At 38.4% G+C, this 14,326-nt stretch carries 12 protein-coding genes; 6 read left to right on the top strand and 6 right to left on the bottom strand.

Annotated elements, in window-relative coordinates; translation table 11 throughout:
• Window positions 1-86 precede the first annotated feature (86 nt).
• Genes VZD24_RS02070 through VZD24_RS02060 form a run of 3 tightly spaced genes read right to left on the bottom strand, consistent with a single transcriptional unit; the run spans window position 87 to window position 5,102 of the window.
• Window positions 87-2,747, bottom strand: coding sequence for a DNA gyrase/topoisomerase IV subunit A (locus tag VZD24_RS02070; protein WP_279447829.1), 2,661 nt, complete (start codon window positions 2,745-2,747; stop codon window positions 87-89).
• A gap of 54 nt (window positions 2,748-2,801) precedes the next feature.
• On the bottom strand, window positions 2,802-3,239 hold the full coding sequence (locus VZD24_RS02065; protein ID WP_279447828.1) for a hypothetical protein: 438 nt from the start codon (window positions 3,237-3,239) through the stop codon (window positions 2,802-2,804).
• Window positions 3,240-3,251: 12 nt separating this feature from the next.
• Window positions 3,252-5,102, bottom strand: coding sequence for a DNA topoisomerase IV subunit B (locus tag VZD24_RS02060; RefSeq protein WP_279447827.1), 1,851 nt, complete (start codon window positions 5,100-5,102; stop codon window positions 3,252-3,254).
• A gap of 313 nt (window positions 5,103-5,415) precedes the next feature.
• Here VZD24_RS02060 and VZD24_RS02055 point away from each other — a divergent pair, with 313 nt between their 5' ends.
• From VZD24_RS02055 to VZD24_RS02045, 3 genes are all read left to right on the top strand, one after another.
• Window positions 5,416-6,333, top strand: a complete 918-nt coding sequence (locus tag VZD24_RS02055; protein WP_342686464.1) for a DnaJ C-terminal domain-containing protein — start codon at window positions 5,416-5,418, stop codon at window positions 6,331-6,333.
• On the top strand, window positions 6,333-6,623 hold the full coding sequence (locus VZD24_RS02050) for a chaperone modulator CbpM (RefSeq protein ID WP_279447825.1): 291 nt from the start codon (window positions 6,333-6,335) through the stop codon (window positions 6,621-6,623). The genes VZD24_RS02055 and VZD24_RS02050 overlap by 1 nt, the downstream gene beginning before the upstream one ends.
• A gap of 89 nt (window positions 6,624-6,712) precedes the next feature.
• On the top strand, window positions 6,713-7,711 hold the full coding sequence (locus VZD24_RS02045) for a phosphatase PAP2 family protein (protein ID WP_342686465.1): 999 nt from the start codon (window positions 6,713-6,715) through the stop codon (window positions 7,709-7,711).
• Between the two features lie 45 nt (window positions 7,712-7,756).
• Here VZD24_RS02045 and VZD24_RS02040 read toward each other — a convergent pair whose 3' ends face one another.
• On the bottom strand, window positions 7,757-8,407 hold the full coding sequence (locus tag VZD24_RS02040; RefSeq protein ID WP_279447823.1) for a rhomboid family intramembrane serine protease: 651 nt from the start codon (window positions 8,405-8,407) through the stop codon (window positions 7,757-7,759).
• A gap of 119 nt (window positions 8,408-8,526) precedes the next feature.
• Here VZD24_RS02040 and VZD24_RS02035 point away from each other — a divergent pair, with 119 nt between their 5' ends.
• Window positions 8,527-9,402 (top strand): lysophospholipid acyltransferase family protein, encoded by an 876-nt coding sequence (locus tag VZD24_RS02035; RefSeq protein ID WP_279447822.1) that lies wholly within the window; start codon window positions 8,527-8,529, stop codon window positions 9,400-9,402.
• Here VZD24_RS02035 and glmM read toward each other — a convergent pair whose 3' ends face one another.
• Together glmM and VZD24_RS02025 are read right to left on the bottom strand one after the other, a co-directional pair.
• The gene (gene glmM / locus VZD24_RS02030) at window positions 9,403-10,791 is read right to left on the bottom strand and encodes a phosphoglucosamine mutase (RefSeq protein WP_279447821.1); all 1,389 of its coding nucleotides are present in this window, start codon (window positions 10,789-10,791) and stop codon (window positions 9,403-9,405) included.
• A gap of 80 nt (window positions 10,792-10,871) precedes the next feature.
• Entirely contained in the window at window positions 10,872-11,939 is a 1,068-nt protein-coding gene (locus VZD24_RS02025; protein WP_279447820.1) for an acyltransferase family protein, read from the bottom strand.
• A gap of 40 nt (window positions 11,940-11,979) precedes the next feature.
• On the opposite strand from VZD24_RS02025, the gene VZD24_RS02020 reads away from it, so the two are divergent.
• Together VZD24_RS02020 and ggt are read left to right on the top strand one after the other, a co-directional pair.
• On the top strand, window positions 11,980-12,564 hold the full coding sequence (locus VZD24_RS02020; protein ID WP_279447819.1) for an acyl carrier protein phosphodiesterase: 585 nt from the start codon (window positions 11,980-11,982) through the stop codon (window positions 12,562-12,564).
• Window positions 12,561-14,273: a gamma-glutamyltransferase gene (gene ggt / locus VZD24_RS02015; RefSeq protein WP_342686466.1), complete on the top strand. Its 1,713-nt coding sequence runs from the start codon at window positions 12,561-12,563 to the stop codon at window positions 14,271-14,273. Before VZD24_RS02020 ends, ggt begins: the two co-directional genes overlap by 4 nt.
• Window positions 14,274-14,326 lie beyond the last annotated feature (53 nt).

Here is a 14,326-nt window from a genome sequence, read left to right as displayed (position 1 = left end):
GTTTTTCTTTTGAAAATCAAAAGGTTTGGGGACTGAAAATTATTTTTTGGAATAATTAATTTTGCAGCAAAAACGACCTTGAATGTTTAAAACAATAACCCCTGCCCGCCTTCATCGGTTTTTGAATCACTATCGTTTTTAGAATCGTTGTTTTTCGAAGCCATATCCTCCTCGTCCACAACATCAATTTCCTCGGGCTCTACAGGTGCTGGCGGCTCGTAAGGCAAAGGTTCTTTGGTGTTTATTTCCAAAACTTTTTCCTTTGTAAGTTGGTTGCCCATTGCGTTTATGCCTTTTACAGCTATGAATTCCTCCAAATTAAGCTCCAAATTTTCCTCGCGCTCCTGCCCTCTTTTTTTTGCGAATACCACTTCGGCCATTGGTCGGTAATCGGTAAATATTTTTTCTAAATATGAATTTGGATGATCGGTAATAATTGTTTCATCTCTATCGGGATTTTCAATTAAGAAACGCTTCACATAAAACAATTCTTTTTCGCCTTCCCAATAAATGGCGCTCAACGGTTTTTTAGGGTCCCATTTTTCAAGAATTATCATATCGTCATCAAACCGAAGCTGAAGGTCGGGCACAACGGTTTTTACTACACCTTTTTGGTTCACTATTAGCAATCGATCTTCTTTACGAAATTCGCCTAAAAGCTCACCTCTATCGTCCACATTTAAACGTTGTACAGAATCGTCAAACCATATTTTACGGGGTTTGAGTGTAGAAAGTCCTTTCTCTTTTAATTCAATTTTTCTGATGGAATATTTAGTAACGATGTTTCCTTTGGAATTTCTCCCTTTTACCAGCTGATCTGCAAAATCTAAATCGAATTTAAGTTTTTTAATGCTTCCACTTTGGCGTAAATAAATAGTAACCAATTCGGCCTCACCATTGGGATTTGCAGTAAAATAAAGCACTTTGGAACCTTTTGCCCCGTTCGTCATATCATATTCCCTATCGCGAGTTGTAGAAGTCACCGCAAAGCGCTTTACATAATTTGCGCCGCGAGCTCCATCGCGATAAATCATATTATAAATAGTGCGTTTGTCCTTCTTTTTAAAAACGGCCACATGAATAATGTTTTTGCCCACAAACGTTTTGGCGTCCACTTTTGTGACCATCATTGTACCATCTTCGGTGAACACTATAATATCGTCAATATCGCTGCAATCGGTAACGTATTCGTCGCGTTTTAGGCTGGTGCCCACAAATCCTTCAGCGCGGTTTACGTACAATTTTGTATTTCTGATTACTACTTTTGTAGCTTCAATATCATCAAAAGTCCTGATTTCGGTTTTCCGTTCCTTTCCTACGCCGTAATCCTTTTTTAAACGTTTAAAATAGTCTATTGCATACTCAATTAAGTGCGCTAAGTGATGCTTTATTTGAGCGATGCTATCTTCCAGCGCCTCAATCTTTTGCTGTGCTTTATCAATATCAAATTTTGAAATTCTCTTAATGCGAATTTCAGTCAAACGCACAATATCTTCTTCGGTTACAGCACGCTTTAAATGTTTAATATGCGGCTGTAATCCTTTATCGATTGCAGCAATTACGCCTTCCCACGTTTCCTCTTCTTCAATATCGCGATAGATTCGGTTTTCTATAAAAATTCGCTCCAAAGACGCAAAATGCCACTGCTCCTCCAGTTCATTTAATTGAATTTCGAGTTCGCTTTTAAGCAGTTCCACCGTGCGATCTGTGCTTACGCGAAGCATTTCAGACACTCCAACAAACAACGGACTGTTATCTTCAATTACACAACCCAATGGCGAAATGCTGCTTTCGCAAGCCGTAAAGGCATACAGCGCATCTATGGTTTTATCCGGCGAAATGCCACTTGGCAAATGGATTTGAATTTCCACCTCCGCAGCAGTATTATCCTCTATTTTTTTAATTTTTATTTTCCCTTTGTCGTTCGCCTTTAAAATTGAATCGATAAGCGATGAAGTGTTGGTTCCAAAGGGAATTTCGGTAATTACCAGCGTATTTTTATCCAGTTGGTTTATACGCGCGCGACTTCGGATTTTCCCACCGCGAAGACCATCGTTATAATCGGCCACATCCATCAATCCACCTGTGGGAAAGTCTGGATAGATTGTAAACCTTTTACCTTGTAAATGCTTAATTGAAGCATCAATCAGTTCAATAAAATTATGTGGAAGTATTTTTGTTGAAAGCCCAACCGCAATACCTTCGCCACCTTGATTTAACAACAACGGAAATTTAACTGGCAGATTTATTGGCTCTTTTCTTCGACCATCATATGAAGCCTGCCATTTTGTTACCTTTGGATTGTAAACCACATCCAAGGCAAATTTTGAAAGCCGTGCCTCAATATATCGCGATGCTGCGGCGCTATCACCGGTTAAAATATTTCCCCAGTTACCTTGGGTATCAATCAATAAATCTTTTTGGCCAATTTGCACCATGGCATCCGCAATACTCGCATCGCCGTGTGGGTGATACTGCATGGTATGCCCCACGATGTTTGCCACTTTGTTGTAACGCCCATCGTCCAAATCTTTCATAGACTGCATAATGCGGCGCTGCACAGGTTTAAAACCGTCCTCAATAGCGGGTACGGCGCGTTCAAGTATTACGTAACTGGCGTAATCCAAAAACCAGTCGCGGTACATGCCGGTTACCTTTTTTATGGTATCGCCGGAAGTATCGTCGTTTACGCCCAAGTAGTCTGGGCCTGTTTGTTGTTCTTCGTTGTTGTCGAGTTCGTCACTCATTGTTTTGGTTCCAAGTTTCAGAATTCAGGTTCCAGGTTCGGAAATCTTTTAATATTATTTTTGAATGATATAACTATAAGTTTCATTATCTCTTTGAATTTCTTCACCATTCAATAAAAATTTCTCAACACTTTTAAGCTCCGTAAAGCAATCAGTGTTATAAATATTTATTTTTAATTTTAAAATATCAGTTTCCTGCTGATTAAGCATCAAGTTATAATCCTTTTCAGATTCCATATCATAATAATAAAGCTCTATAAAAGTTTTCCCATCATAATCATAAAATCTCAATGGAATATTTTGATTGCCTCTATCAAGTGTAATTTCCGTAGGTTTATATATATTATTTTCACCAATCAGCGAATTTCCTTCGGTGTCGAGAATAGAAATATGTATTGATTGCGGAGGTGGGTCTGTCGCCGCACAATCATCATTTGTATCACACGCACTCATAATTAACAATAAGAAAAACACTACATAAATTTTTTCCATGCCTAATATTTTTTATTCTTCCACTCTATCAAGTTCAACCTTCAAATTATCAATAATAAACTCTTGTCTATCGGGGGTGTTTTTTCCCATATAGAAAGAAAGTAATTCTTCAATACTCATAGATTTATCGAGCATCACGGGATCTAACCGGATATCGTTGCCAATAAAATGCACAAACTCGTCTGGTGAAATTTCACCCAAACCTTTAAAACGGGTTATTTCGGGTTTTGGTTTTAGTTTTTCTATTGCGGCTATTCTTTCTTCTTCGGAATAACAATAAATGGTTTCCTTTTTATTTCGAACGCGGAACAATGGCGTTTGCAAAATATATAAATGCCCTTCTTTTATCAATTCAGGAAAAAACTGAAGAAAGAAGGTAATTAGCAATAACCGAATGTGCATTCCGTCAACATCTGCATCGGTAGCGATTACGATGTTGTTGTAACGCAAATCTTCCATTGAATCTTCAATATTCAATGCCGCTTGCAACAGATTAAATTCTTCGTTTTCGTACACAATTTTTTTGGTCATTCCGTATGTATTCAACGGTTTCCCTCGTAGTGAAAACACAGCCTGCGTATTTACATCACGACTTTTGGTGATACTTCCGCTCGCGGAATCTCCCTCGGTGATAAACAGTGTAGATTCAAGATTGCGTTCGTTTTTCACGTCGCCCAAATGCACGCGGCAATCACGTAATTTTTTATTGTGAAGATTTGCCTTTTTAGCTCGATCTTTTGCCAGTTTTCGAATACCGCTTAACTCTTTACGCTCACGTTCGGCCTGCACAATTTTACGCTGAATGGCGTCTGCTGATTCAGGATTTTTATGAAGGAAGTTATCGAGATTTGTTTTTACAAAATCGTTTATAAACGTGCGCACCGTTGGCAGATCGCCGCCCATATCGGTGGAGCCAAGCTTTGTTTTCGTTTGGCTTTCAAAAACGGGCTCCATCACTTTTATACTAATTGCCGAAACGATACTTTTTCGCACATCGCTGGCGTCGTAATTTTTATTGTAGAATTCGCGAACGGTTTTAACCAACGCTTCGCGAAAAGCTGCTAAATGTGTTCCGCCTTGGGTTGTATTTTGTCCGTTGACAAAACTGTGATATTCTTCGCTGTATTGGGTTTTGCTATGCGTTATGGCAACTTCAATATCATCGCCGCGTAGATGAATTATGGGGTATGCCATATCTTCGTCGCTGATGGTTTCCATTAAAAGATCTTTCAATCCATTTTCGGAATAAAACTTTTCCCCATTAAAATCTATCGTCAATCCCGGGTTGAGATAAACGTAGTTTTTCAGCATTTTTTGTACGTATTCCGTACGGTATTTAAAGTTTTTAAAAATACTTTCGTCGGGAATAAAAATTACTTTCGTCCCCTTTCGTTTGCTGGTTTCTTCAACTTCAACGTCGTTGGTTAATTCACCCAAAGAGAATTCCGCCGCCTTCATTTGGTTATCGCGAACCGATTCCACCTTAAAAAATGCAGAAAGGGCATTTACCGCTTTGGTACCGACACCATTTAAACCGACAGATTTTTTAAACGCGCGGCTGTCGTACTTTCCGCCCGTATTCATTTTTGAAACCACGTCGATCACTTTCCCAAGCGGAATGCCGCGACCGTAATCGCGCACTTTCACTTCCTTGTCTTTAATGCGAACTTCGATGGTTTTCCCGGCGCCCATTACAAACTCGTCAATACAGTTGTCTATCACTTCTTTTAGAAGAATATAAATACCGTCATCGGGCGACGAACCATCGCCGAGCTTTCCAATATACATCCCCGGACGCATCCGGATGTGTTCTTTCCAGTCTAGCGAGCGAATGTTATCTTCGGTATATTGTGTTTCAGACATAAGATTTGGTGTAGGGTGGCTAATATAAATATACGTGAGCACTTGTGAAACCAATACTTCGGAAAGTAATTAACAATAAAACAATATTAATTGTTAGTAATTTGGTTTTTGCTCCAATTGTGCAAATATCCGTGCTATTCTGAATAAAATACAATTAGTTTTCCACAATAGCAAGATTGAAATATTTTGTTTGGAAAAATAGCTTTTGCGGAGAGTTTAGCTAGTATGATTGCTAAACTTTTGTGAAGAATATGGTTGGAAATTGAATAGGTAAATTTCTTTTTATAATTTCATAGCACAAATAAAAACTTCAATGGAATTCATAGATTACTATAAAGTTCTCGGGTTGGATAAAAGTGCGACTGCGGCCGATATTAAAAAGGCGTACCGCAAACTTGCCAGAAAACATCATCCCGATTTAAATCCCAACGACAAAGCGTCGCAGGAAAAATTTCAACAGATAAATGAAGCAAATGAAGTTTTGAGCGACCCCGAAAAACGTAAAAAATACGACCAATACGGAAAGGATTGGCAACACGCCGATGCATTTGAAGAAGCCAAGCGTAAACAAGGCTCGCAAGGATTCGGCGACGGATTTGGTGGGCAACGAACCTACTCCGGCGGCGGGCAAGGTTTTGACGAAAGTCAGTTTTCAGATTTTTTTGAATCTATGTTTGGCGGAGGCGGATTTACTGGTGGCGGCCGCAGGCAATCTGCACAGTTTAAAGGGCAAGATTTAGCCGCAACGCTTCGATTGAATTTGACCGATATCTTGGAAAGTCAAAAGCAAACTATCAGCATTGGAGATAAAAAAATTAGATTAACAATTCCGGCAGGCGTTGAAGACGGGCAAACCATAAAAATTAAAGGTTACGGCGGCGAAGGAATGCAGGGCGGCCCAAAAGGCGATTTGCTAATTACTTTTGAAATTTTCAACAATACGCGTTTCAAAAGATTGGAAAGCGATTTGTATGCCACCGAAAATATTTCGCTGTACACTGCAATTTTAGGCGGCGAAATTACAATTGAAACCCTTTCTGGTAAAGTTAAGCTAAAAGTAAAACCCGAGACCCAAAACGATACCAAGGTTAAACTGAAAGGCAAAGGCTTACCGAAGTACAAAAAGGAAAATCAACACGGCGATTTGTATGTTACTTACAAAATAGAGCTTCCAAAAAATCTGTCGGAAAAAGAAAAAGCACTGTTTACTGAACTTTCAAAACTGAGATAATGGCACGAGAAAAATACATATTGGTAAGTCACTACTGCAAAGTTTCACAAATTGAAAATACCTTTATTGAAAGGCTTCACGATTTTGGACTTATTGCTTTTGAAGAGAAACAAAACGACCTTTTTATAGATGAAAAGGATATTTCGGAAATTGAACGAATGTTTCGGCTACATCACGATTTAGGAATTAATTTTGAAGGATTAGACGCCATTAAACAAATGCTAAAACGTATGAGGAAGATGGAAAAAGAAATGAATTCACTTCAGAAAAGATTACGGTTGTACGAATAAAAAAATTTCCAAAAGGAACTATAAATTCTCTTTAATTAAACGTTAAATGAAATTTGCGCAGTTGGCCAAAACCATATCTTTATGGTTATATGAAAAAAATCACTCTACTCTTTGCGTTTTTTGCCGGCATTAATTTTTATGCGCAGCAATCCTTTCAAAATTCATCAATTTCTATAAAAAACAATAACACGCATTTCCAAAAATTGGCAATAGGCAATTCAAATGCGTTTATGTTTAAATTGCCCAGCGCTGCACCCGAAAGTAACTTTCAGGATAAAATAAATTTTGCTGTTAACCACCAAAAAAACGGTTCGCCCTATGAATGGAAATGGGTTCGCGATGGTATTTGGACGGGTGCTGCTTTGGGAGCCAGCGCATATGGTTTAATTTTAATTCAAAATAAAGACGATATGCCCCTGGCCGAACGTGAGCAATATTTGAATGAAGAATCACTCCAGAAAAAAATCGATAAATTAAATTTTTTAGATCAATGGGTGGCAGGAAAACACAATAAAAGCGCAAACTCCATAAGCGACATTCCTTTTGCGCTGTCTTTTGCAGCACCATTCGCACTCCTAATAGACGATGAAATTAACGACTACACAGGACAATATTTGGGGCTATATATAGAAAGCTTAGCCACTACGGCTGCTTTATACTCCATAACTGCCGGTCTGGTAAATAGAAGTAGACCGTATGTATATGATAATAGTGGAGATACACCTAACGACAGACGGTTTAAAAATAATGGGCAGCGCTCCTTTTATTCCGGTCATGTTGCAGCCACCGCCACAGCTACCTTTTTTGCCGCAAAGGCATACAGCGATTTTAACCCGGACGGAGACGGGAAAGTACTCATATGGACCGGGGCGGCAGCCCTACCTGCGGCAGTTGGAGTTTTGAGAATGGAAGCCGGACAACATTTTTTAACCGATGTATTATTAGGGTATGTTTTGGGCGCCGGAACAGGAATTTTAGTGCCCGAACTACATAAAAAGAAAATGGACAATATAGATATTTACCCAAGTTCAGGAACCAGCTTTAATGGCGATAGCTATAATGGAATGGCTTTTAGATATAGTTTTTAAATAATTGTTCTACATTTAAAAGTATAATACCCAGCGTCCAATTTTCTATATTTTTCCCAGTTTGTGCATAACAAACAATATAATTAGAGGAATAGCCAATAACACAACTATCCACAAACTAGTTTGAAATAAATAAGGCGCAAAAACAAGGGTAAGTACATACCCGCCAATTGCTCCGCCAATGTGGGCATCGTGGCCAATATTGCCCAATCGTTTTTTCATACCATAAATTGAATACAGCAAATAACCCATTCCAAAAAGCCAAGCAGGTATGGGGATGGGAATAAAAAATAAATAAAGACCCATGTCTGGGAAAAATAAAATGGCAGAATATAAAACGCCCATTACCGCGCCACTCGCGCCAATTGCACTATAGTGATACTCGTCTTTATGGAAATAAAACGAAAGCAGGTTGCCAATGATTAAACTCGCTACATATATTATTACAAAATACGTAACCCCCACGCTCATAATAACCACAGGCGCAAAAAAGTAAAGCGTAAGCATATTAAACAATAAATGCGAAAAATCCGCATGCAGAAAAGCGGAGCTAAACATACGTATCTGCTCGCCGCGGCGTATCCCGGCAATATTGAATTTATATTTTTCGAAAAATGAAAAATCGTTAAATCCTTTTAACGAAATAATTACATTGGCGGCAATGATAACAATTGTGGCGATGTGTAAGTTTTGCATCTTTAATTGAAAAGTTAATAGTTAAAAGTTAGTGATTAATTGTGGCATTATCCTGAATATTGAATATTGAACGTTGAATATTGAACATTTATTTAATTAGTTTTGCACGAACATTCGCTATGCAAAGATTGCTTTATATCCTGGCTTATCCAATTCTTTGGCTACTTTCCATTATGCCAATGCGCATTTTGTACATTAAATCTACCGCAATGTACATATTGGCCTATTATATTATTGGCTATCGCAAAAAAGTTGTAAAGGATAATCTGGCCTTGGTTTTTCCCGAAAAAACCCAAAAAGAAAGAAACCGAATTGCGCGACAATTTTTTAAACATTTGTGCGATATTATCTTTGAGACGATAAAAGCATTTACCATTTCCGAAGAAGAAATCCGCAAACGGTTTGTGGTTACCAATGCCGAAATACTTGACAGCTATTACCAAAACGACAGAAGCATCCTGTTAATGGCAGGCCATTATGGCAACTGGGAATGGAGCGGAATTTTGAATAAATTGATGCAGCATCAAGCCCACGCCGTTTACAAACCTTTGGGCAGTAAACAATTTGACGCTTTGGTTAAAAAAACCCGCGAACACTTTGGCGGTATCATTGTCAGCAATAAAAAAATTGTGCCGGTTCTATTTAGAAAATGGAAAAAAGGCATAAAAACCCTTACCTATATTCTTAGCGACCAAACTCCAAAAATAGGTGCTTTTAAACATCGTGACACCTTTATGGGAATAGATGTACCTATGTTCACAGGAACTGAGGAACTGGCAAAAAAACTTGACTTTTCAGTAGTTTATCTTAAAGTTGAAAAGGTGAAACGAGGCTATTACACGGCCACTTTTATTCCGTTGGTTGACAACCCGAAAGAATACCCAGATTTTCAAATTACCCGCATGTTTTTTGACGCTTTGGAAGCGCAGATTCGTGAAAAACCTGAGTATTATTTATGGTCGCACAAACGGTGGAAACTTAGAAGAACTGATTGACTACAACCCAGCAATGCCCTTAATCTCCCCAATAATCCTATCTGCCAAAGCATCCGCCTCCTCTTGGCTTTTCGCTTCGGTATAAATTCTTATAATAGGTTCGGTATTTGATTTTCGAAGGTGTACCCAGTTTTCTGCAAAATCTATTTTTACGCCGTCAATGGTATTTATTTCTTCCGAAGCATATTTAGCTTCCATTGCTTTTAAAATTGCATCAACGTCCAATTGCGGGGTTAATTCAATCTTCTTTTTGCTCATAAAATACGCGGTGTATTTTTTACGAAGTTCACTCACTGAAATTTTTTCTTCTGCTAAAAAACTTAAGAATAAAGCAATGCCCACCAAACTGTCTCGGCCGTAGTGCAGCTCAGGGTAAATAATACCGCCATTGCCCTCTCCCCCAATCACAGCATTGGTTTCCTTCATTTTTTCAACTACATTCACTTCGCCAACGGCACTTGCGGTATAAGTTCCGCCATGTTTTTCGGTAACATCGCGCAAAGCCCGGGAAGACGACATATTTGAAACCGTATTTCCTGGATTGTTTTGCAAAACATAATCGGCAACGGCAACGAGGGTGTATTCTTCGCCAAACATTTCGCCTTTTTCATCTACAAAAGCAAGTCTATCAACATCGGGATCCACCACAATTCCGAAGTCGGCATTTTCTTCCACCACTAATTCCATTAAATCGCCCAAATGTTCTTTTAACGGTTCCGGATTGTGTGGAAATTCGCCGTTTGGGGTACAATACAATTTTACCGTTTCTACGCCTAAAGCCTCTAAAAGCAAAGGTACTGCAAGACCTCCCGTAGAATTTACGGCATCTACCACAACTTTCAATTTTGCGCTTTTTATGGCATCTGAATTTACTAGTGGCAGCTCTAAAATTTCATCAATATGTAAATCTATGTAGGCATCGTTTTTATGAATTTCACCCAAATCGTCAACTTCGGCAAAGCGTATATTTCCTTCTTCGGCAATATCCAGAATTTGTTGGCCGGCAGCTGCGTTTAAAAATTCACCTTTATTATTTAGTAATTTAAGCGCATTCCATTGTTTTGGGTTGTGGCTTGCGGTAAGAATTATTCCGCCGTCAGCGTGTTCCATTGTTACTGCCATTTCTACAGTAGGTGTGGTTGAAAGGTCTAAATCTATCACGGTTATTCCCATCCCCACCAAGGTATTCATTACAAGTTGTTGAATCATTTGTCCCGAAATACGCGCATCGCGACCTACCACAATTTTGTAATCTTTCTTATTGCGTTGTTGTTTAACCCAAGTGCCGTATGCCGCGGCGTATTTTACCGCATCAATAGGTGTTAAGTTTTCGCTTTGCGCTCCGCCAATTGTGCCACGGATTCCCGATATAGATTTAATTAGTGTCATTATATATTGTTATATTTTAATAGTTATTTGTTGAAGTTGTATTTAACGTGAAATTCAATATCTCGTAGTTTAAAAAATCGTTATCTAAATTTATTTTTCAACTTTAAAAAGTATAGCTCAAAATATGTATAGGATAAATGGGCAATAAATATAGTTCCCGCGAAGGTAAGCAGGAGCATTAAAATTACAGTTAATTTTTCATTAAGGTTTTGTAGTATCTCCAATTTCAAAAATAAAAACACTACGGCATTTAATACAATGGCGTGATACATATAAATGCCATATGAAATACTCCCAAGGTGATTTAAAACTTTGCTGTTGGCCTGTACACCCCGATTGTTAAAAGCCAAGGAATGTATAAAGAAACCAAACAAAAAGCACGTTATTAAAGACCGAAGCCACAACGGTTCAAACAGAAATATATCTGTAATGTAATACAGTAAAGTTGCTACACAAATTACTGCCGGAAAAATTGCCGAACATTTTAAAAATTCGAGCTTTTTCCTTTCTTCTAAAATGGCAATTACACCACCCGTAAAAAGATAGAAAAAAACAAAGGTATATTGGCGAAGCAACTCAAAAACATCGGACCAATAAAGAATGAAATATCCTAACAACAAAATGCTTAAAACACGTAAAATCCATTTCGCATTAATAAAAAACAGCAACGGTGCAATTAGTAAATAAAATTGTTCTTCAATGCCGATAGACCACAGTATTTCAATAATTCCGCCGGGGTCGTATAATTTTGCGAATACATTCGGAAGAAAGAAAACGTTGTAAAATAAGGCTTGTTTCCACGTATAATTTATTTCAAAAGGTATATTTAACCACGGTAAAATAACATTGTAAAAAAGCAGGCCAAAACCTAAAACTAAATAATACAGTGGAAATATGCGCAGAATTCGGCGAATGTAAAAATCTTTAATAGAAAAAGAATCTCGAATTTTTGCTCGGTAAATAATCCGAATAATTAAAAAACCGCTAAGCACAAAAAACATGTACACCGCCTCTAAACCGCGATGAAATACTGGAAGCCCGTCAAAAAAAGGCAACCCTTGATTGGCCGAAAGTTGGGGCAAGTGAAAAAGCAACACGAGGGAAGCTAGAAAAAACCGCAATGGATCTAAATTGGGTAACCTCTTCAATTTTCAGTTTTTACAGCTCAAAAATACATATATTTATTGAATGAATTTTTTAGCCCACATCTATCTCTCCGGCGACGAAGAAGACGTAATTATCGGCAACTTTATTGCCGATGGCATAAAAGGGAAACGTTATCTAAAATTTCCACCCGGCATTGCAAAAGGAATTTTGCTCCACCGGGCTATAGACACCTTTACAGACGCCCACCCCACCGTACACCAAAGTACGGCGCGGCTTCACAAAAATTACAGTCATTATAGCGGGGTAATTGTAGATATACTGTACGATCACTTTTTAGCCAAAAATTGGAGCCAATATTCTAACCAACCTTTGGATATATACGTACAGGATTTTTATAAATTACTTCGCGAAAACTTTACAATACTCCCCGCACGCATTCAGCGAATGATGCCATACATGATAGCCGACAACTGGCTTTTAAGCTACGCTACTGTTGAAGGTATCGGAAAAATACTGGCTCAAATGAATGTTCGCACCAAAGGGATTTCAAAAATGAATCTGGCCGTTGAGGAGCTAGAAATCTATTACGACGAATTTGAAGCAGAATTCACTTCCTTTTTTGAAGAACTTATTAGCTATTGCAACAATAAACGCAACCAATTATGAAACAATACCTCGCCCTTTTACTAATTATGCTATTGATTTCCTGTAAAGACAATCCCAAGCCCATAACAGGAACAACCTCACCAAAAACCGAAATAAAAGCTGTAATTGCAGATAGTGCCATGGTAGTTTCGGCTCGTGCGGAAGCTTCAAAAATAGGCGCATCGATTCTAAAAAATGGCGGTACCGCATTTGATGCCATGATTGCCACTCATATGGCTTTGGCTTTAACGCATCCCAACGCCGGAAACATTGGGGGCGGCGGGTTTATGGTCTTCCGAACCGAATTTGGCGAAATTGGTTCCTTAGATTTTCGTGAAAAAGCGCCCTTGGCTGCTACACGAGATATGTATCTTGACAACAACGGTAAGTATATTCCTGAAAAAAGTACTGAAGGCGGATTGGCAGTTGGCGTACCCGGTAGTATTGCAGGCATTTTTGCCGTGCACGAAAAATTTGGCACAATGCCCATGGAAATACTGTTAAAACCCGTGATTGAATTAGCAAACAAAGGATTTCTAATAACACCAAAACAAAAGGCACGTTTTGATGAATTTAAAGATGAATTTGAAAAAATTAATGGCGGGGCGTCAATTTTTACGTCAACTTACACGGCTGGCGATACTTTAAAAAACACTGCGCTAGCAACTACCCTTAGCAGAATTGCAAAAAACGGAAGAGCCGAATTTTATGCTGGAGAAACTGGTAAGAAAATGATCGATTTCCTCCAACAAAAAGGAGGAATCATAACTCAAAAAGATTTAGATGCCTATGAAGCCATTTGGCGCGAGGCCATGGTTTTTAAGTATAAAGATGTAAAACTTATTTCAATGGCGCCACCTTCGAGTGGTGGCATTTGTCTTTCACAAATTTTGCAAATGATTGCGCCATTTCCGCTTACCGAATACGGTCATAATTCAGAAAAATATATACAGCTTTTGGTAGAAGCTGAAAAACGCGCCTACGCCGATAGAAGCGAATATTTGGGCGACCCTGATTTTATTGATATTCCGGTAGATTCACTACTTTCCAATACATATATATCCAAAAGAATGAAAAACTTTTCATTTGAAAAAGCCACTCCTTCCGAAACGATAAAACCAGGAAAAATTACTAGTTACGAAAGTCTTGAAACCACGCATTATTCAATAGTAGATAAATTTGGAAACGCTGTTTCAGTAACCACAACCCTTAACGCTTCATACGGATCTAAATTATATATTCCTGAGCTCGGCTTCTTTTTAAACAATGAAATGGACGATTTTAGTGCCAAGCCCGGCACACCAAATATGTTTGGTCTTATTGGTGGTGAAGCCAATGCTATTGCCCCACAAAAAAGAATGCTAAGCTCTATGACGCCCACCATTGTAGAAAAAGATGGCAAACTTTTAATGGTTTTGGGCACACCCGGTGGATCTACGATTATTACATCGGTTTTGCAAACATTTTTAAATGTATATGAATTTGAAATGAATATGCAGGAAGCTGTTAATGCTCCGCGCTTTCACCACCAATGGCTGCCTGATTTAATATTATTTGAAGCCGATGGATTTTCGTCTGAAACAATTAAAAACCTTGAAGCTAAAGGTTATTCCTCCAGCAACCAAATACTACCCGAAATTGGAAGTGTAGATGCAATTTTAATTTTGCCAAATGGAAAACTCCAAGGCGGTGCCGATCGTCGTGGGGATGATACAGCCATCGGCTATTAAAATTTATTTTTTTATCAAATATTAACACCCCACAAATAACATGCGTTCTTTAT

Origin of the sequence: Aequorivita flava, from assembly GCF_038742595.1 — a bacterium.
In the GTDB taxonomy this organism is placed as follows: domain Bacteria; phylum Bacteroidota; class Bacteroidia; order Flavobacteriales; family Flavobacteriaceae; genus Aequorivita; species Aequorivita marisscotiae.
Note: the sequence above shows the minus strand (reverse complement) of the source record. Positions and strands in the feature narration are given on the sequence as shown.

Excerpts from the sequence above, each read along its gene's own strand:
- VZD24_RS02065 (WP_279447828.1), bottom strand. The coding sequence starts at position 3,239 with ATGGAAAAAATTTATGTAGTGTTTTTCTTATTGTTAATTATGAGTGCG.
- VZD24_RS02020 (WP_279447819.1), top strand. The coding sequence starts at position 11,980 with ATGAATTTTTTAGCCCACATCTATCTCTCCGGCGACGAAGAAGACGTA.
- ggt (WP_342686466.1), top strand. The coding sequence starts at position 12,561 with ATGAAACAATACCTCGCCCTTTTACTAATTATGCTATTGATTTCCTGT.
- VZD24_RS02055 (WP_342686464.1), top strand. The coding sequence starts at position 5,416 with ATGGAATTCATAGATTACTATAAAGTTCTCGGGTTGGATAAAAGTGCG.
- VZD24_RS02035 (WP_279447822.1), top strand. The coding sequence starts at position 8,527 with ATGCAAAGATTGCTTTATATCCTGGCTTATCCAATTCTTTGGCTACTT.
- VZD24_RS02045 (WP_342686465.1), top strand. The coding sequence starts at position 6,713 with ATGAAAAAAATCACTCTACTCTTTGCGTTTTTTGCCGGCATTAATTTT.
- VZD24_RS02060 (WP_279447827.1), bottom strand. The coding sequence starts at position 5,102 with ATGTCTGAAACACAATATACCGAAGATAACATTCGCTCGCTAGACTGG.
- VZD24_RS02050 (WP_279447825.1), top strand. The coding sequence starts at position 6,333 with ATGGCACGAGAAAAATACATATTGGTAAGTCACTACTGCAAAGTTTCA.
- VZD24_RS02070 (WP_279447829.1), bottom strand. The coding sequence starts at position 2,747 with ATGAGTGACGAACTCGACAACAACGAAGAACAACAAACAGGCCCAGAC.
- VZD24_RS02040 (WP_279447823.1), bottom strand. The coding sequence starts at position 8,407 with ATGCAAAACTTACACATCGCCACAATTGTTATCATTGCCGCCAATGTA.
- glmM (WP_279447821.1), bottom strand. The coding sequence starts at position 10,791 with ATGACACTAATTAAATCTATATCGGGAATCCGTGGCACAATTGGCGGA.